The following is a 17,824-nucleotide window of genomic DNA, read 5'->3' as shown; positions in this document are numbered from 1 at the left end:
TTTCTTCCTATATAAATTTAGTTGAAAGAACTTTTTTCCAAAAAATTATATAATGTATTATCGCCACAATACATATTAGCGTTCATTGTAAATACTCACTATGACAGAACGATAAGGAGAATTACTTCATTGAAAATTAAAAAAAAGCATTTATTTTGGCTAGTTACTCTTGCCACCCTTGTTAACATAGCGTTTTACTCGCGTGTCGTTTACGCTGAATCAGCTGATTTATTAAAAATGACAATCATTCCTCGAGGCGACGCAAAAACGGAACAGGGAAAAGATCAACGAAGGAATGCTCACACCTCTTTTGAATCTACAGGTATTTTTTTACCAAAAGACGAAGAAATCATCATTTACGTAGATGAAGCACCAGAGAATTTAGAATTGCGCGTTGGGCAATGGGGAAATTATACAAATGTTGCTGGACTTACAAATGGAAAACTTCAGTTCAATTCTGGAAAAGCAAAACTCCAACAAGGAGAAAACCGCTTCACCAATACGCTGACTGGCGGAATGGTTTATTTAGTCAATTCCTCTACAACACAAACGATCCATGTCAGTCTCTCTAAAACCATCAATGTTCCTTATTTCATACAAGGAAAAACTTCTATTGAAGATTTTAAAGCATCCTTGGAACTATTTAGTGATGTGCCTTTTATGGAATTCGTGAACGATGATACGATTGCCACTATCCGAATGGATCGGGCAAAAGATATTTTTCTAAAAGGGGAACAAGTTGATCGTTTTATGAAGTATGTGTCCCAAGCTCTGCATCTTGAAAACAATGCGGCTGGACTTGACTTCAACGGCCTTGGTATTACGAAAAAAGCGCCACAGCGGATTCATATAGCCAATCCTTCAGATGGTATCGGAAAATTTTACTGTACAGATTTTTATTTAGGCATGCATAGTGCGACAACAGGCGATAGAGAAGTCTTTAATTCTGGAGAGAATATGACAAACTGGGGGCTATTTCATGAGATAGGGCACTCTTACCAGAATCCATTTTACACTTGGGATAATATGAGTGAGGTAACTGTTAATATTTATTCAGATTATGTACAATCTAGTCTTGCTGGCAACAATAGTCCTTATGACGCCATCATGAGTCCAAATAACAAAAATAATAATTATAGAGCAAAAGTCGCTCGTTATTTTACCAACGTACAAAATGATCCTTTATGGAACATGGATGCGGAAATCGCTAAATACCCAACAGATTTTTATTTTGCTGCATTAGGTATGTATGTTACTTTGCCTAGAACTTTTGGCTATAGCTTTTATCCTGAGCTTAATAAACTATATCGAGCAACTCCTGCATCTGATTTACCAAGTACTAGTGATGAGAAAAAACAATTTTTTATTATCATGGCTTCAAAAATAGCCAATCGGGATTTGACTCCCTATTTTGATTTTTGGCGTTTCTCGTTAACGGATGAGACGAAGCAAGCCTTGGCAGACCTTCATTTACCAAAACTCGAAAAAGAAATTTGGAAAGATATCCTGGCAACAGAACAAGAAGAGCTAAACGGGACATATCGCATTTCAGATCACACTTATACCTTGCCTTATGCAGACCTGAATACTGCAACCACTTTTCTTAAGGTTCCTTTTGAAGAAATGAATCGATTTTCCTTGGAATCATACTTTTCTAATCTTCGTTCTGAACCGATTGCTTCTCCCGTTCGCTATCTAAAAAGTGATATTGCTGATCCTACAAATTTTGCTATCCAAGACGGCTATGCCTATTTTGAAAACGAGCGGATGATTAAAAATAGATTCAGCGTTCCAACTCAAATCATCCCGAACAATACGTATGTCATGGCTGGGCAAAATGGTCCTTACGCTGCTATCGATTATGATCCTAGTACACAAGAGCTTGTTGCTATCGGAAATCACAAGCAGATCTTGCAAAATATCCCAAATAATATCTACCCTAAAGTAACGGTTTATAGTGCAAAAATGAAAGAGAAAAAACTATATGCTGAAGGGTATGGTCGAGATACAGGAATTGGTTTTGCCAATAAATTAAATACATTTAAAGTAGCCGAAAACGATATTATAGAGATTTATCACCGGGAATCAACCAGACGAGTGTCTCGATACATAAACGGTAAAAAGGTTACAACAACCAAGGATACCTACTATTACATCATTACTCCTGAAGGGTGGAAAGAGCTTGATTTCACCCCCGTAGTCAAATGGAAACAAACAGAATTTCCTATCTCAAAAGCCTTGACTACAGACGATTTTATTGATAGCTATGATAATCCTGTTAATGGGGATGTGACGTTTTCTTTTGGAACAACACTTCCTGTGCAAAGTATCAAACAAGGGCAAACCTTATCTAGCTATCTTAGCCAGACAGTATCGATCACAGCTCAAAATAGTCTGTTTGGCTCTGTAGGAGAGTATTCGGTTCCTTTTCACTACTATTTTGAAAATACGATCGTTATCCCTCGACACGGCGGATATGGAACACTTTTGACATATGATAAAGACAAAAAAAATCTTGTTGCCCAAGGAGCAGATCCTTATACCATGAATGGAACAGATCCTTCAACAACGCCTTTAGTCACTATGAAAGTAACCTATCTAAACAAAGAGAAAACACCTACTCAAATAGAAGTAAAAAATAATACCCGGGCCAACGCCTTTACTAAAATGGTCAATGATCAACATATCGTATTGGAAACTGGAGATGTGATAGAACTCACACATTCTAGAGTTAATAAAGAGGGTATTTCGCTTGATGCTGACAGCAAACAGTATGTGACAAAAGCTTTAACCGCCTTTGTTGAAGGAAAAAAATATGAGACTTTCAATGGACCTACACAATACTTTTTAGTGACAGATATGGGCTTGAAACTATACGAAAATCCTGAAGAAATAGTTGGGAAAGTTACTGTCAATTACGTAGATGAGCAGCATGTGCCCATTGCAAGTCCAGATCATTTAAGTGGGAAAATCGGTACATCTTTTACAACTTCTCCTAAAGAAATTGAAGACTATTCCTTAAAAGAAGGACCAGAAAAGAGTACTGGACTGTTTACTGTGGAGGACCAAACTATTACTTATATTTATACCAAAGAAGGCAAATTATCCATCGATTTTGTTTCACCTATTCACTTTGGTACTCATCCTATTTCAAGAAATACAATGAATGTTACTGCTGAAAAGTTACCTGCATCAACCTATTATGTTGAAATTACAGATACTAGACCAGAGCCTGGAAATTGGAACTTACAAGTTCAGCAAAGCCAACAGTTCAAAACCTCTAACAATGAGGTTTTAGCAGGCGCTCTCTTTTCTGTCTCGAACCTCTACGCTGAAGAGAAATCAGATGGAACGAAAGTCCCTTCCATCATAAATTCAGAATTCACTTTGACATTTGATGAACACGAACAAGGGTCTATTCAAACTGTTTTAGTAGCTAAACCTGGCGAAGGTGGCGGAACGTATCGTTTTTACTTTAATGAACCAACGACAGATACTCCTAGTATCCACCTCTTGATTCCAGATACAGCAAATAAAATGATCGGTTCATTTTCTAGTGAGCTGCTTTGGACATTGTCAATAGTCCCATAAATAACGGACACTGCAGATAACTTGATCGACTTTATTCGCAGAGGCTGAGACAGAAGGGATTGCTTCTGCTCCCATCGTTTATTCACATTTAGGGTGTAGAACAAAAGTGATTTTTACTTTTGTTCTACACCCTTATTTTTTAATAGGTCTCATTCAGCTTTGTGATTTCATCCTTATGCAGTTTTTGTAATGTTTGAGGTGCTATCACTTTTACACCATTACCAAACATCATTAAAAAGGGTAAAATCGTTTTTTGTTGATTGGCAAAAACTCTTATATCAACATGATTATCGGCTATTATCATTTCATCTTCCGTGTAATAATCGTACAGTTTTCCTAAATCTTCTTTTTTAAAGCGTAATTGAATGATCTCTTCCTCTTTTTCAGTAGGTTTTTGATTGCAATAATCAATAGGGTCAAAGCTTACTTCTTGAATCATAAGTTGTCGAATCCGGGTGACCTTAAAATATCTAAAGGCCTCTCGCTCTTCGCAATAAGAATAGATATACCAACTACCGTTCGTTAACATCAGTTCATAGGGATGGATCGTTCTTCGCGTATGATCCCCTTTATTGTCCACATAATTAATTATTAGCTTTCGATTTTGTTTTAACGCAAGATTGAGGTAATTGATTTTTGTTTTAGTTTCGATCTCAATTTCTGGGCGATGCATCGTTGGTGACTCAAAGGAAAATTTGTTTTTGATTTTTCCGTTTTGATTCATTTTTTCTTGCAGCAGTGTAATTTTTTCTTTGATTGTCTTTTGTTGATCAGAAATTCCAAAAAGCCCTTCTTGGACATCCAGCGCGTTCAGAATATCTTGTTTTTCTTCTCCACTATACGTGTATGTTCGCAATTTAAAAGAATCCACCAGAGAAAAACCGCCATTACGGCCTGCGTGAGCAACAATCGGAAAACCAGCTAATTCAATCGTTTCGATATCTCTAAAAATTGTTCTTTTTGCCACATCAAAGCGTTGTGCTAATTGAGCAGTTGAAACGATTTCATTTTCTAGAAGTAAAACGATGATGGCCAGTATTCGCTCGATTTTCTTCATACCATTCTCCTCCTCAAATCCGAAAAAGGACAAAACTAGCTTCTTTCACTAGTCTCATCCTTATCGTTATTTCACTATTCATGCTGTTATTCCCGATACTTGATTGCTAATCCTTTTAGGAAATTTCTTGCATATCGGTCCCCACATTCTTTGTAGTTTCGATGACCTTCTTTTCTTAAAATAGCACTTAACTCACTATCTGAAGCATAAACCCCAGCAAGTCTCAAAACATCCAGCATATCATCACTGGTAAGTGTTAAAGCAATTTTTACTTTCTTAAGCAATACATTATTGACGTTACTTTGGCTAGTGATCAAGAATGTTGGCTTAGGAGCTACACCATTTTTCACAGGTGGTGTCCCTCTTTTATAGGGAATCAAGCCATTCAAGAAAGCTTCTAATGTACGATTATCACAAACTGCATCACGGGGAAGTTCATCTTCTTCATTTTGCTTTGTTAATAATACTCGCAACTCTTCTCTTGAGACCTCTAAACCACCCAACTTAAAAATTTTGATCATATCTGTATCTTTAATATCTAATACATAGCGCAAACGAATCAATATATCGTTGTTATTCATCTTTCTCCTCCAGATTATCTATCATTAATCTTAGTATAAAGCTTTCCTTCAGAGAATGCATCAATTTGTTTTGATTCGCCAGAACAAATGAATGGTTTTGAAGTTTGTTCTACATGTACTACAAAACCTCAACCTTCGAACGCCAAGAAGTTCCACAACGATCAACGATTTCATTGAATGTTTCAATATTTTCTTTGCCTTGTGTGGCAAACCAATCACGACCAGCTGCTTCGCCTTTTGTAGCAAATGGTTTCACGCCTTCTCGCCAAGTGGCACGCCCACATAAGACGCCGCTAACCTTTGACCCAGCCTCTTTTGCAAATACTAATATTTCTTGGAATAATGGTGTAGAAACACCTGCACTTAGAAAAATAAATGGGAGTTCAGTCAAATCGCTTTGTTTTTTGAAATAGCTTAAAGCTTCTTTTTTACTATAAATGACTTCATTTTCAGCAAAACCTTCCACATAATTCATATTAACTGGGACTTCCATTTTTAATACATCGATATGATAGCGTGGTTTAGAAAATTCAATCGTTGATTCTAGTACTTTAAGCGGTTTAACTCTAGCAAATGCCGCAGAAGTCGCGTCCGTAATTTCAGCATCATAGGTCACAATTTCAACAAAAAGCGGAATATCTTCTCCTAAACATTCGCTACCTAGCCGTTCAACAAATACATGCTTTAAATGATTGATTGCAGCCGATTCATCAGGATCATAATATAGTAAGAACTTGATAGCATCAGCACCCGCTTCTTTCAAACGTGAGACAGACCAATCTTCTAATAAATCTGGCATTCTACCCGGTGTTGAAGCATCATAGCCTGTTTTTTCATAAGCTAATAATAATCCGCAATTCTTATCCCGCACCCTAGTTGCTGGCAATCCGTAATCTGGATCAAGTAAAATCGCCGAAGCATAAGGGGTTAACTCTCGGGAAGCAACTTCTTTAAAATCGACGATTTCTTCTCCAGTGGCTGTTGTACTAGCATCTGCAATCATTTTCTTTAAAGAACCTCGTTGATCGATCGCCAATGCTTCAATTAATCCTTTTTCGTTAGACAAACGATTGAGGGCATCCATTTTTGCTTGACTGATTTTGATCATAATAATAGCTCCTTTACTCTTATTCGAGGAATAAACCTCTCTTACTTTTGAGCATACTCGCTACAATTTAGAAAAACAAAAGCCAAGCCTTATAGGATGACAGTAGTTATAAATCCCCATAATTGAGTAAGAGAATAAACCGTATAAATACTTAAACAAATCAGCGTAAACAGATAGCTATAGATGTTGATCTTATTTAACGAAGATTTTTTTAATTGGAATAAGATGATAAACATACAAATTACTTGAGCATACAATAGAAAATCCTTCAGAAAATGGTATTTAAATCCTAAAATAAAGCTGGTCATATCCAGAGAAATGACAATTAATATTAATAATCCAAATAATCGAAAACTTTTTTTAGCACTCGAGGTCAATTGACTTGGACTTAGTGATCCGTAAAGAACAATCATTGAAATATACGCAATATAAAATAAATTATTAAAAATAAAATGCATTTTCCACTTCCTCCTGACGTTTGTTCGTTCACACATAGTTTACCACATCCACTGAATAGATAGGAATATAGATCCTTATCCAGATAAAAATGTTTAGAGCAAAATATAGTAAATCATTCTTCTTGACCTGATACGCGTTTCATACTTTATAGTAAAAATAAGACAGGAGGTATCACGTTATGATGAATCGTATGCTTGAATTAACCGATCGATAAAGCAGTAAAATTGGCTGAAATAGAAGGATTAACGTTTGGAGAAGAAGGTGAGCTTGACTTTATCTGCTTTGATTATGAAGAAGAACATTACCACTTTATAGATTACGGTAATCACTTGATACCTTTTTTAAGCAATATTTTTCGTCCTATAAGTGGTAGTTACTAGGTGTGAAAGGAGTTCCTTATGGCGAATATTCGTGATATTGCCAAACTATCTGGTTATTCAGTCACTACGGTTTCTCATGTTTTGACTAATCATCCTTATGTATCTGAGGAAAAACGAGCAAAAATCACACAGATCATGCATGAGCTTGATTACATACCAAATGCAAAAGCGTGGGATGGCATGATCATTACGAGGCTGGGACAGAAGCGTTTATTCGCATTTAGGGCGCACATCAAAATGATGTTTACTTTTGTCCCACACCCTTGATTGCACGCTATTTAAAGTATGCGCCAATCGTTTGTTGTGAAGATACTGGTGATTTCCCTATTTCCTGCGTGTCAATTAAGCGTGAAGAATCTTATATTGATTTATTTACAAGTCTGAAAGAACAAGGGTATGAGAAAATTGGTTTAGCCGTCGGACGAATGGAAAAAGAAAGTGCCAGCACTGGATTAGTCTTGCAAGCTTACAGGGATATCATCGGCTATTCAGATGAGTCCATGATTGTTAGAAACTGTCGCACATACGAAGATGGGATTCAAGCCGGAATTCATTTCACGGGTTTGAAGGACCTTCAAGTGATCGTTACCAATGGAGATGATGTTGCTGTTGGCATTTTACAGCATCTTTCTTCAAATCAAGTGACTGTGATTGGCAAGAAAAATTTACTTTCAAGTAGGCTATTCAATTTTTCTACGATCAATCATCCTATCAATCATTGCGGCAAAGCTGCTTTTCACCTTTTGTGAGAGGAAGAAAATAGTCTCTATCCCTTATATTAAACGTGTATAGAATTGGTGAGATATGAAAAAAATCATTTCACTCTTTACCAACTAAAAAAAGACTATACCATACAACAGACCATGCCTTGTATTTTATAGTTTTTTTTAGTTTAGCGTTTATGGTAAGTTAAAGCCTGTTCAATACAAAAAGTTAGTTCATTGATAGGCCATTCTTTTTCGGGATCAAGTACAATTGCTCGGTTTTTAGAAAACTCAAAAACATTACTAAACAACGCTCTAAATTCTTCTACTAATGTTGTTTGACAATGAAAGAAAATTGCTACTTTTTCAGCACCAAAACGATCGATACGAATCGGACTACCTGACTTGCTTATTTTTGTAGCGTAGGAAGGTTGATTCCATTTTAAACTTTCTTCCAACTCACCAACAATTGTTAAACGTGCTGCCGTCTCAAAAATCAATTCACGAAGGACCAATAATGGTTTTCGATAATCTTCAGGGTACTGTTCAAAAACAGTTGCCACACTTTCATCTATGATTTCTTTCATGTTATCCCTCTTTTACTATTTTCTAATCACCCATCCTCCACAGTGATAATTTGATGGTTTATTGATTAATGCTGTAATTCATGAGTCAGTTACTACCTCCTTATAAACGGTGAGATCAGGAGCAATCCCTTCGGAAATAAGCATTCTTGTCCCTACCTCACTATTTTAACCATCTACATGTCAGCTGAGGTGAAGACTTCTGACACATCATCGTCTTCTTCCAGTTTATCAATCAGTATTTGCAGTTGTTCCTGTTGCTCCTCTTCTAACTCCACTAACGTTTGCGGTACCATCGTCAATTCAGCTTGTGCCAAAGTATAGCCATCTTTCTCTAAGGCATCTCTAACTGTCGTAAAATCTTCTGGAGCTGTATAGATTTCAAACACTTCTTCAGAAGTCTCCAAATCCTCTGCGCCCGCTTCCAGTATATTTTCAAACATCGTATCTTCATCGATAGACAGTCCTGAACGCTCAATTGCAATATACCCTTTGCGATCGAACATGTAACTAACAGAACCCGTTTCACCTAAAGAGCCACCATTTCGAGTAAACGCAACTCGGACATTCGTTGCCGTTCGATTCCGATTATCTGTCAACGCATAGACTAAAATCGCAACTCCTGCAGGGCCATATCCTTCATACGTAATCTCATCATACTGTTCATTTTCCCCTGCGCTGCTGGCTTTTTTGATTGCACGATCAATATTATCATTAGGCATATTAGCTGCTTTCGCCTTATCCATAACCAGTCTTAACGCAGCATTGGTTGCTGGATCAGCACCACCTGCTTTTGCTGCCATATAAATTTCTCTTGATAATTTTTGGAAAATCTTACCCCGTTTTGCATCTTGTGCATTTTTACGGCCTTGAATATTTTTCCATTTACTGTGACCTGCCATTGTCTGTTCCTCCTCATCAAAAAGTTGAAAGAGCTTGTCCAGTCTTATCAGGAAAATAGGAAAAAATAACTGAGGTGTTCTCAGTCTCAATTATTTTTATTTTTTTCCAAAAAGACTAACTCTTAAAGCTAAATAGTCCTAGAATACTTATTCACCTTCTATTTTACTATGCTTCTATATAGTTGCAACCTTTACTCTTTTTTTAAAGCAGATTGCCGTAAAAAAGGGTGTGGAACAAAAAGTAAAAATCACTTTTGTTCCACACCCAAAATGCGAATAAACGGTGGGAGCAGAAGCAATCCCTTCGGAAATAAGCTGAACCTCACAAAAATTTGAAGATCAATTTTCGTACATTCCTTCTTATTTCTCGAGATTAAAAACTCTTGTCCCAACCGCTTTCTTTTCGTTTTAATCTATCACATCTAATCGGACATCCACATCACGAAATCTAACTACTTCTCCATCTTTAAATGGAATTGTACGTTCTTCTTGTTTGCCACTCAGTAATTGAATATTGATACAGCCCGTATCTGAAAAAATACGGTAGGCTACCATTCCTAGTTCAGATAACGTTGATGTATCTCTTTTCTGACTTTTATGGATACTCATAATTTGCATGATTTATCACTCCCCTTTGTTATTATAAAAGGGATTCTTTTAAATTAGGCTATCTTCTACATAAGAATTCTTTCATTTCACCATAATAATGGCTTTATTTTCTCTGGCAGTTCTTGTTTTTCGATTTCTTCCCACCCTAAAACTTTCTGACCTTTAACCGTTAATTTAAGAAACTTGTTTGGTTCTAATGCCTTTCCAAATGAAATATACTCTACTTTTCGTTTCTCCCCTTTGTTGGTATAGCACGTTTGAACATATGCAAAATTTTCTATTTTAGTCACTGCATCGGGGTATTTGTACTTATAATTTTCAGTTGTCCTAGTATAAAGCGTTACAATTTTGACTAACGGATTGAATTGATCGATAATAGTTGCAACAGTTGAGGTGTTATTGCAAGTGTAGAGTCTAAGCCCGATCACACTGATTGCTATAGTCAGAATTATCGCTAGTACCGATTGACAGAATTGTTTCATTAGGTGCCCCTCACTTCTCTTCGTCTAATCCCATATACTCTCCTTATAATAGATTTTTTTCTGTCTATCTACATCCACCTAGAGACTGATATTGCATCAAATCAACAAAAAAATGAAGCAAGTAGCTGATTATCACAGCCTTACTTCATTTATTTTTTTAACACGATTACATTATCTATCTTTACGCTTGTTTCTATCAAACCTATTTTTTTCTCAATTTTTTAATCCCAATTACGAGCAAACAAAGAACAACCGCTGTAAGGGCTCCGATAGAATCCAACATTACATCCTGAAATAGGGGGGTACGTCCGCCTGTCATCATCTGATGGTATTCATCTAACCCAGCGTATCCTGTTGCTGCAAGCCATGCAACAACGCCGATTAAAAGTGGTTGTTTGAGTTTCATATTTAAGCCAATAAACCAACTACCACCTAATAAAAAGTATGTCCCAAAATGAGCTCCTTTACGAATGAAGAACTCCACAAATTTCGCATACCCTCTTGCTTGAATACTTACTTCGCTTCCTGCATAGCTAAACGAAATCCCTTTTAATTGCTCTTCAAATGGATGATTACTCAACATATTATCTAGTAAGCCTACTTGTGATTGCTGTTCATACGTTTGAGAAGAACTGTAAAATAAAACAGCCATGATCAAAAAGGCCATAACTATATAGAAATTACTATTTTTTAATTGTTTTTTCAATTTGTCACCTCGTTTCAGTTACTTTCATTATAGTAGCTTTTCTAAATAAAATAAACAATCGCTCAATCTTTTTTTCTTATGATATACTAGAAGAAACAGAATTAAGAAAGAAGGAATTGGATATGACCTACTCGCTCGTTTGGGATTTAGACAGTATTTTCCCTGGAGGTAGCCACTCGACACAATTAGAACAACGCTTAACAGAATTGAAAGAGCAAAGTAAAACCTATCACCAGTTGATTGAACAATGGACACCAGAAAATGATGCAGATTACCAAGAATTACAACAAATTTTAACTTTACAAGGAACTATTTCTGATGGTTTTTCACAGTGTAACAGTTTTATCAATGCATTATCATCTGCTGATACAAAGGATAAAAAAGCAAAAATCTTATCTGGTGATCTTTTTTCTTTATTACCAGCTATCCAATTAGCAGAAACTATTTTCACGAAAAAATTGACAGAAATTTCTGATGAGCATTGGCAAACTGTTACAGCTTTGCCAGCATTTGAATCCATTGCGTTTCGTTTAAATGAAATTCGTCGCGATGGCATGCAATTATTAACTGAACAAGAGGAAAACATCATTAACACTTTGTCGTTAGATGGACTAAATGCTTGGAGTAGCCACTATGACACCATAGTAGCAAGTATTTTGATTCCATTTAAAGAGGGCGATAACACTACTATGCTTTCAGCTGGGCAAGCTTTTAACCGAATGATGAGTGATCCTAACCCAGAAGTACGTGCAGAATTGTTTAATTCCTGGGAAAAAGCTTGGAGCGACAAAGCGCCATTATTAGCAGATACCTTAAATCATTTGGATGGATTCCGTTTAAGTAACTATAAACTTCACGGTGTGAGCGACTTCTTAGAAAAACCGTTAAACTATAACCGTATGCAAAAAGAAACACTCGATGTTATGTGGGCAACGATTCAAAAGAATAAACAACCCTTTATCGATTTCCTGACCCGCAAGGCACAATTGTTTGGAAAAGAAAAAATGGACTGGCAAGACCAAGATGCTCCAATTATTTTAGGCAATTTACAAGAAAAAACGTATAGTTTTAACGAAGCTGCTGATTTTATTTTAGAAAACTTTGAAAAATTCAGTCCCAAAATGGCAACATTTGCTAAAGGTGCTTTCGAAAAAAGTTGGATTGAAGCGGAAGATCGTCCAGATAAACGCCCTGGTGGCTATTGTACTGAACTTCCTGAATCCCAAGAATCTAGAATTTTTATGACATTTGGAAATTCAATCAATGAAGTTGCTACGTTAGCTCATGAATTAGGCCATGCGTTCCATAGCAGCGTGATGTGGGACCTGCCAAGTCTTGATCGGGAATATGCAATGAACGTTGCAGAGACAGCTAGTACATTCGCAGAATTGATTGTTGCTGATGCAACACTTAAAGAAGCCAAGACTCCTGAAGAAAAGATCAACTTATTAGACACTAAAATGCAAAATGCTATTGCAATGTTTATGAACATCCACTCTCGTTTTATTTTTGAAAATAGCTTTTATGAAGCTCGTCAAAAAGGATTGCTTAGTGAAGATGAAATAACTGACTTGATGCTTACAGCTCAAAAGGAAAGTTATCAAGACAGTTTAGGGACCTATCATCCTCATTTTTGGGCAAGTAAACTGCATTTCTTTATTGATGATGTACCGTTTTACAATTTCCCTTACACCTTTGGTTACCTGTTCAGCATGGGAATTTACGCCTATGCAAATAAACAAGGTAGTGATTTTGAAGATCAGTACATTGCTTTACTTCGCGATACAGCCTCAATGACTTCAGAGGATTTAGCTAAAAAACATCTTGGGGTTGATTTAACACAACCTGATTTCTGGCAAGCTGGAATCGACCAAGTGTTAAAAGATGTGAATGAATTTATGGAATTGACAGAAGGATATATTAACTAGTGTTGAGAAGCGTCCACGTAATTTCGTTGACGCTTCTTTTTGACTGGTATACAAAAAAAGAGCCAGACATGAGTCTGGCTCTTACATTTGATTACATACGTACAGCGAAACTTGGTGTAAATGAACCAACATTGCTGTATTCAACACCTGTACTTTCGTTACCAGCGTGGATATAACCGCCACCACCTGTAGCAATCGCTACGTGGTAAGAAGCACCTGGGCTACCCCAGAAGTATAAGTCTCCAGCTTGGGCTTCGCCTACAGAAATACGAGTACCAGCACTTTCTTGTGCAACTGTATAACCACCGACATTACGGCCAGTTGAGTTCATAAATGCGTAGTAGACTAAACCAGAACAGTCAAAACTTCCTGGTCCTTTAGCACCCCAAACATAAGGTTTACCAACTTGTGCTGCTGCAACAGAGATCGCAGATCCGCCAGTTGATGGTTGCAAATCTGGTTTTTCTGGTTCTGGATCAGGTACTACAGGTTCTGGCTGTGGAGTTGGCGTAACTGATCCGCTGCCTCCGCCATTATTAGTAGGAGGTGTTACAACACCTGAATTATTATTTTCTGTTGAACTACCAGTTGTTGATTCTTCAGTAGAAGAATTCGTCGTAGTTGGTTTCGTTTCCTTGACTGCTGCCGCTTCTTTAGCTGCCTTTTTAGCATTCGCTGCTACTACTTTTTCTTGTTCAGCAATACGTGCTTGTTCAGCAAGTGCCGCTTCTTTTTCTTTCACTAATCCAGCTTTTTGATCTTCAGCAGTTGCTCTTTCAGCAGCTAATGTTGTTTGTAATACATTCAAATCAGCTTCTGCTTTAACCAAATCACCTTTTTGCGCTTCAAGTTCTACTTGATTATCTTGTAATTCTTGTAATTTTTCTTCATTCTCAGTTTTCTTTGTTTCTACGGCTTTTTTATCTTCTTGTTGTTGTTTTACTAAGTCATTATTTGCATTAACAATTGTAGACATTGCAGTTACACGCGTAATGGCATCAGAAACTGATTTTGCATTCAATAATGCATCCATGTAGCTTGTGCTGTTTCCGTTAACTTGTACGTCACGCGCTTGGTTTTGGATAGCCACTTCACGTTTTTCGATACGTTTTGTTAATTGCTTGATTTCATTTGCTAAGTTAGTAGAGGTTTTTCTTAATTTGCCTTGTTCAGCTAGTAAAATTTCTGCTTTTTCATTAATAGAAGCTACTTGACTTTGTACTGCAGCCACTTGGCTCTGAGCATCAGCTTCTTGAGATTTCAATCCTGAAATTGCTTGATCTTTTTGTTGGATTTTAGAGTCCACTTCATCTGCTAATGAAATCATTGGTGCTGCTACAGATGTAAGGGCTAATGAGCAAATCATTAGTAATGGTAATACACTTTTCTTCACAATTCATTCCTCCGACTTTTCGCTTATAATAAATTCGTTTAGTGTTTGAGTAATTTTCATTCTTATATTGACAACAAAATCATTGTATCATAGTCACATGTCATACAGATAAAATTAATGTTACAGGAGTATTTCATTTTTGAAAGTTAAAAATGACAGCGACTATTCTCTAGTTATAATCCGTAAATATCGCATTAAACAGGGCTTTTGATTCGGTATTATAGAATAAACTATTTTGTAATTGATTGAGGGTAATTCAAAAAAACGATCCATTCTTTTTCTCAACACTTCATTCGAGAATATCTTACAATTATTCCCCGCTAGCAAAACAAATCTATTTTGCTAGCGGGGATCGAATTTTTGTTTTTAAATTATCCTGGGAAACGCCATACAACAGCTCTAAAGTTTGCTGCATATGGACTTGGTGTCCAACCTGTAGTTGTTGACACATAACCAGAGCCAGCTGGATTGTTTGATTCAACGATTTGAACTGAACTACCGTTAACACCAACAACTAAGACTGTATGAACGCCATCTAACCAAGCATCCGGACTAAGAGCGTTCTCGTATTGAACCACATCTCCAACTTGGACATCAGACCAAGATACTTGTACCGCTCCTGATTGTGTATAGCCACTGTGTGGACCACCTGGTGTGAATCTAATACCTGCTGCATTTAACCAATTTTGTACAGCCACAATACACTCACCACTTTGACCCCAGCCTGTAGGATTTGTCTGTCCAACAGCATTTAAAGCGATTTGCGCAGCTCTTTTCTTCGCCTCTGATACTTTACCAGTACCAATGCTACTACCACCAGTATTTTCACTAGTTTTTTCTGAAACTGGTATTGTTGGTGCTTCAGTTGTGGTTCCATTTTCTTCTACAACATTTGTTCTCGCAAGTCCAGGATTTGCTGCCTGTGCTTCTGCCAATTTTTTAGCAGCTTCAGCCTCCGCTTTTCTTTGTGCTTCAGCTTGTTTTGCTTGTTTCGCTTGTTCTTCTTTTAATTTCTTTTGGGCTGCTGCTTTTTGTTCAACATACTCAGATTTTTTATTTTCTTCTGTTGAGCGTTGTGCTTCTAGTTCATTTTTAGCAATTTCTTGTTCAATCTTCAAGGTATTAAGAGACGCTTGTTTTTCATTTAATTCTTTTGCTGACGTTTCTAAAACAGAAATTTGTGATTCTACTGTTTTTGTCTTTTTTTCTACATCTTCTTTATCAGAGGTTTGTTGTTCCAGTAAATCATTATTTGCATTAACTAATGTTGTGATTCCTTGAACACGGCTGATTGCATCTGAAATAGACTCAGAATTGATGATTACGTCTAAATAACTAGTACTTGTTCCACTTACTTGAACATCACGCGCTTGATTACGCATTTGCACTTCTCTTTTTTGAATACGAACGTTCAAATCAGAAATTTCGCCATATAATTTTGTGATTTCTGTTTTAAGTTTTTTTCTCTTTGCTGTTAATTCATCAATTTTAGTCGCAGTAGTTAGCATATCTGATTCGATTGCTGCTAATTTAGTCGCAGCCTCTGATTCTTGTGTTTTTAATCCGTTGATGATTTCATTTTGTTGTTCAATCTTTGTATCGTAGTCATCTGCAACTGCCGCCATCGGCAAAACAGCTGAGGTAAGGGTAACTGAACATACCATCAATGCTGATATTATACTTTTTTTCACTAGTTGATTCCTCCGGTATTCGCTTTAGGTATTTATAATTTATACGTACAATTTCGTTTTATCTTAAATTGGCAACGATGTAATTGTAACATAGCAGTATGACATACAGATAAAAGGGATATTACAAAATTGTTTCATGCAACACATTTAAATAACGATCGATATTTTATTCTGCTGTCGAAAAATTGGTACTCAAGCACTCTCAATCTTAATAGAATCACCTTTCAAGCATAGGAAAAAGAGACTATTCATTAGCGAATAATCTCTTTAGCGGATAAGAAAAAATAACAAAAATTAACATATTAAACAGCAATGTTGGCCCTAAAACCTTCGTGATAAATAATAGAGGCGCTACAGTTGATATGTGGAAAATAACTTGTAGTCCTACTGCAATCAATTCATATGTCGTTACAAAAATAATCATTCCAAAAAATGCTGTCAGTAAATTTGTATGAACCACTCGTTGAAATCGGTACATCATCATCACTGTGGCCGTTAGTGCAACAGTGTAAATACCGATGATTCCAACATAATAACTATCACAAATCATCCCTAAGACCACCGCTGTAATGACCAAATAGCGTTTAGAGAGATTAGGTATTGCCATTAAAAATGCCAGCAACAAGAAATGAGCATTGGCAAAATAGACGTTATCCGTTAAATTCCGCGCACCTTGAGTCAATTGACCATCAATCAGCATCAGTAAAAAGAAAACCACTGGCGCATAGTATTTAACATTTTCTTTTCGGATTACTTGCATCTTACTCCCCCGCTCCAGCTAGTCTCTTAATGATTGTTACAACGGGGATATTATACATTTCGGCGTACGGCTTAACGTAAACTTCTCGATCCAAGCCGTAACTGTCTGGTTTAACTTTTTGTACAACACCGACTGGGAGATTTGCAGGAGAATTTTGTCCTAGTCCAGACGTTTGAACAATATCGCCTTCTTTGATATCCATATCGCCTACCAATTGGCTAACGATCAATGTATTTTCCTTATCATTGTAATCTTTTAGAAGACCATATGAATCTCCTTTTTCAGAATTGATTTGGACTGGAAAATGATTTGAATTTTGATTTTTCGATGTTAATAGTTCAACTTTAGACGTCGTTGCATTTACTTCAACCACACGACCAATCAGTCCTTTTTGCGCTAAGACAGCCATATTTGGTTCGATGCCGTCATTGGAGCCTCGATCGACAATCAATAAGTCTTGCCACATATCAGGAGAGCGGGACACAACTGTTGCTGTTACTTTCTCGTAATTCCCTAATGTCTCATTCAAGGCTAATTCTTTTTTTAAAGTTTCGTTTTCTTTTTTTAAGTTGTCATTTTGGATAGAGAGTTCTCCATACCCGTCGATTCTTTCTTTTAAGCGTTCATTTTCATCGTACGTATTGAACAGTGTAGTAATTGATGAAATACCGCTGCTGATTGCTTTACCTGGAAACGAAATAACTTTATCAACGAACCCTACGCTATCATTGACTGCTGATTGACCAAGATTCGTCTTCCCACTGTTAGTTCTATGCGCTGCGGTCAAACTAATAATCGTAACCACAATGATCACTATGATCAGTGTGATAATTATATTTTTATTTGGATTAAATTTTTTCACATCGACACCCCGAATAATCTTTAGACT

Annotated in this window: 18 protein-coding genes; 5 read left to right on the top strand and 13 right to left on the bottom strand. The window is 36.7% G+C overall.

The features are described from left to right. Positions 1 to 129: 129 nt before the first annotated feature. Positions 130 to 3,591, top strand: coding sequence for a M60 family metallopeptidase (locus AC1PU0_RS01590; protein WP_479998647.1), 3,462 nt, complete (start codon positions 130 to 132; stop codon positions 3,589 to 3,591). Positions 3,592 to 3,730: 139 nt separating this feature from the next. On the opposite strand, the gene AC1PU0_RS01585 is transcribed toward AC1PU0_RS01590, so the two are convergent. The 4 genes from AC1PU0_RS01585 to AC1PU0_RS01570 form a co-directional block, all read right to left on the bottom strand. Further along, positions 3,731 to 4,648 carry a helix-turn-helix transcriptional regulator gene (locus AC1PU0_RS01585; protein WP_479998646.1) on the bottom strand — a complete coding sequence of 306 codons (918 nt, stop codon included), beginning with the start codon at positions 4,646 to 4,648 and terminating at the stop codon, positions 3,731 to 3,733. Between the two features lie 86 nt (positions 4,649 to 4,734). Further along, complete coding sequence (locus AC1PU0_RS01580; RefSeq protein ID WP_206848256.1) at positions 4,735 to 5,229, bottom strand: YehS family protein; 495 nt, start codon at positions 5,227 to 5,229, stop codon at positions 4,735 to 4,737. A gap of 118 nt (positions 5,230 to 5,347) precedes the next feature. Next, entirely contained in the window at positions 5,348 to 6,337 is a 990-nt protein-coding gene (gene lacD / locus AC1PU0_RS01575; protein WP_206848255.1) for a tagatose-bisphosphate aldolase, read from the bottom strand. Between the two features lie 89 nt (positions 6,338 to 6,426). Then, positions 6,427 to 6,795 (bottom strand): hypothetical protein, encoded by a 369-nt coding sequence (locus tag AC1PU0_RS01570; RefSeq protein WP_069654130.1) that lies wholly within the window; start codon positions 6,793 to 6,795, stop codon positions 6,427 to 6,429. Positions 6,796 to 7,020: 225 nt separating this feature from the next. Here AC1PU0_RS01570 and AC1PU0_RS01565 point away from each other — a divergent pair, with 225 nt between their 5' ends. Genes AC1PU0_RS01565 through AC1PU0_RS01555 form a run of 3 tightly spaced genes read left to right on the top strand, consistent with a single transcriptional unit; the run spans position 7,021 to position 7,925 of the window. After that, complete coding sequence (locus tag AC1PU0_RS01565; RefSeq protein ID WP_181429494.1) at positions 7,021 to 7,176, top strand: hypothetical protein; 156 nt, start codon at positions 7,021 to 7,023, stop codon at positions 7,174 to 7,176. An 18-nt stretch (positions 7,177 to 7,194) separates the two neighbouring features. After that, positions 7,195 to 7,443: a LacI family DNA-binding transcriptional regulator gene (locus tag AC1PU0_RS01560; protein ID WP_422851639.1), complete on the top strand. Its 249-nt coding sequence runs from the start codon at positions 7,195 to 7,197 to the stop codon at positions 7,441 to 7,443. Next, positions 7,440 to 7,925: a type 1 periplasmic-binding domain-containing protein gene (locus AC1PU0_RS01555; RefSeq protein WP_242596472.1), complete on the top strand. Its 486-nt coding sequence runs from the start codon at positions 7,440 to 7,442 to the stop codon at positions 7,923 to 7,925. Before AC1PU0_RS01560 ends, AC1PU0_RS01555 begins: the two co-directional genes overlap by 4 nt. Before the next feature lie 143 nt (positions 7,926 to 8,068). On the opposite strand, the gene AC1PU0_RS01550 is transcribed toward AC1PU0_RS01555, so the two are convergent. The 5 genes from AC1PU0_RS01550 to AC1PU0_RS01530 form a co-directional block, all read right to left on the bottom strand. Beyond that, the gene (locus tag AC1PU0_RS01550) at positions 8,069 to 8,467 is read right to left on the bottom strand and encodes a DUF1801 domain-containing protein (protein ID WP_069654131.1); all 399 of its coding nucleotides are present in this window, start codon (positions 8,465 to 8,467) and stop codon (positions 8,069 to 8,071) included. A gap of 173 nt (positions 8,468 to 8,640) precedes the next feature. Next, on the bottom strand, positions 8,641 to 9,366 hold the full coding sequence (locus tag AC1PU0_RS01545) for a YebC/PmpR family DNA-binding transcriptional regulator (protein WP_111248088.1): 726 nt from the start codon (positions 9,364 to 9,366) through the stop codon (positions 8,641 to 8,643). Positions 9,367 to 9,774: 408 nt separating this feature from the next. Then, positions 9,775 to 9,984 (bottom strand): hypothetical protein, encoded by a 210-nt coding sequence (locus AC1PU0_RS01540; protein WP_206848254.1) that lies wholly within the window; start codon positions 9,982 to 9,984, stop codon positions 9,775 to 9,777. A gap of 77 nt (positions 9,985 to 10,061) precedes the next feature. Continuing rightward, a complete protein-coding gene (locus tag AC1PU0_RS01535) occupies positions 10,062 to 10,457 on the bottom strand; it encodes a YxeA family protein (RefSeq protein WP_206848253.1) in 396 nt (131 codons plus the stop codon). Positions 10,458 to 10,659: 202 nt separating this feature from the next. Beyond that, the gene (locus AC1PU0_RS01530) at positions 10,660 to 11,124 is read right to left on the bottom strand and encodes a VanZ family protein (RefSeq protein WP_242596474.1); all 465 of its coding nucleotides are present in this window, start codon (positions 11,122 to 11,124) and stop codon (positions 10,660 to 10,662) included. Positions 11,125 to 11,285: 161 nt separating this feature from the next. Between AC1PU0_RS01530 and AC1PU0_RS01525 the strand changes: the two genes are divergently transcribed. Beyond that, complete coding sequence (locus tag AC1PU0_RS01525; protein WP_206848251.1) at positions 11,286 to 13,091, top strand: M3 family oligoendopeptidase; 1,806 nt, start codon at positions 11,286 to 11,288, stop codon at positions 13,089 to 13,091. Between the two features lie 91 nt (positions 13,092 to 13,182). On the opposite strand, the gene AC1PU0_RS01520 is transcribed toward AC1PU0_RS01525, so the two are convergent. From AC1PU0_RS01520 to mreC, 4 genes are all read right to left on the bottom strand, one after another. Further along, entirely contained in the window at positions 13,183 to 14,484 is a 1,302-nt protein-coding gene (locus AC1PU0_RS01520) for a PcsB-like coiled-coil domain-containing protein (protein ID WP_206848250.1), read from the bottom strand. A 371-nt stretch (positions 14,485 to 14,855) separates the two neighbouring features. After that, on the bottom strand, positions 14,856 to 16,175 hold the full coding sequence (locus AC1PU0_RS01515) for a coiled-coil domain-containing protein (RefSeq protein ID WP_069654136.1): 1,320 nt from the start codon (positions 16,173 to 16,175) through the stop codon (positions 14,856 to 14,858). A gap of 244 nt (positions 16,176 to 16,419) precedes the next feature. Further along, complete coding sequence (gene mreD / locus AC1PU0_RS01510; RefSeq protein WP_206848249.1) at positions 16,420 to 16,935, bottom strand: rod shape-determining protein MreD; 516 nt, start codon at positions 16,933 to 16,935, stop codon at positions 16,420 to 16,422. Between the two features lies 1 nt (position 16,936). Then, entirely contained in the window at positions 16,937 to 17,797 is an 861-nt protein-coding gene (gene mreC / locus AC1PU0_RS01505) for a rod shape-determining protein MreC (RefSeq protein ID WP_069654138.1), read from the bottom strand. Between the last annotated feature and the right edge of the window lie 27 nt (positions 17,798 to 17,824).

This window comes from Enterococcus sp. XAF26B05_ASV22 (assembly GCF_056727285.1).
The sequence above is the reverse complement of the archived record's forward strand: the minus strand, read 5'-3'. Positions and strand labels throughout refer to the sequence as shown.

Excerpts from the sequence above, each read along its gene's own strand:
- AC1PU0_RS01585 (WP_479998646.1), bottom strand. The coding sequence starts at position 4,648 with ATGAAGAAAATCGAGCGAATACTGGCCATCATCGTTTTACTTCTAGAA.
- AC1PU0_RS01580 (WP_206848256.1), bottom strand. The coding sequence starts at position 5,229 with ATGAATAACAACGATATATTGATTCGTTTGCGCTATGTATTAGATATT.
- lacD (WP_206848255.1), bottom strand. The coding sequence starts at position 6,337 with ATGATCAAAATCAGTCAAGCAAAAATGGATGCCCTCAATCGTTTGTCT.
- AC1PU0_RS01570 (WP_069654130.1), bottom strand. The coding sequence starts at position 6,795 with ATGCATTTTATTTTTAATAATTTATTTTATATTGCGTATATTTCAATG.
- AC1PU0_RS01560 (WP_422851639.1), top strand. The coding sequence starts at position 7,195 with ATGGCGAATATTCGTGATATTGCCAAACTATCTGGTTATTCAGTCACT.
- AC1PU0_RS01550 (WP_069654131.1), bottom strand. The coding sequence starts at position 8,467 with ATGAAAGAAATCATAGATGAAAGTGTGGCAACTGTTTTTGAACAGTAC.
- AC1PU0_RS01545 (WP_111248088.1), bottom strand. The coding sequence starts at position 9,366 with ATGGCAGGTCACAGTAAATGGAAAAATATTCAAGGCCGTAAAAATGCA.
- AC1PU0_RS01540 (WP_206848254.1), bottom strand. The coding sequence starts at position 9,984 with ATGCAAATTATGAGTATCCATAAAAGTCAGAAAAGAGATACATCAACG.
- AC1PU0_RS01535 (WP_206848253.1), bottom strand. The coding sequence starts at position 10,457 with ATGAAACAATTCTGTCAATCGGTACTAGCGATAATTCTGACTATAGCA.
- AC1PU0_RS01530 (WP_242596474.1), bottom strand. The coding sequence starts at position 11,124 with ATGGCCTTTTTGATCATGGCTGTTTTATTTTACAGTTCTTCTCAAACG.
- AC1PU0_RS01525 (WP_206848251.1), top strand. The coding sequence starts at position 11,286 with ATGACCTACTCGCTCGTTTGGGATTTAGACAGTATTTTCCCTGGAGGT.
- mreD (WP_206848249.1), bottom strand. The coding sequence starts at position 16,935 with ATGCAAGTAATCCGAAAAGAAAATGTTAAATACTATGCGCCAGTGGTT.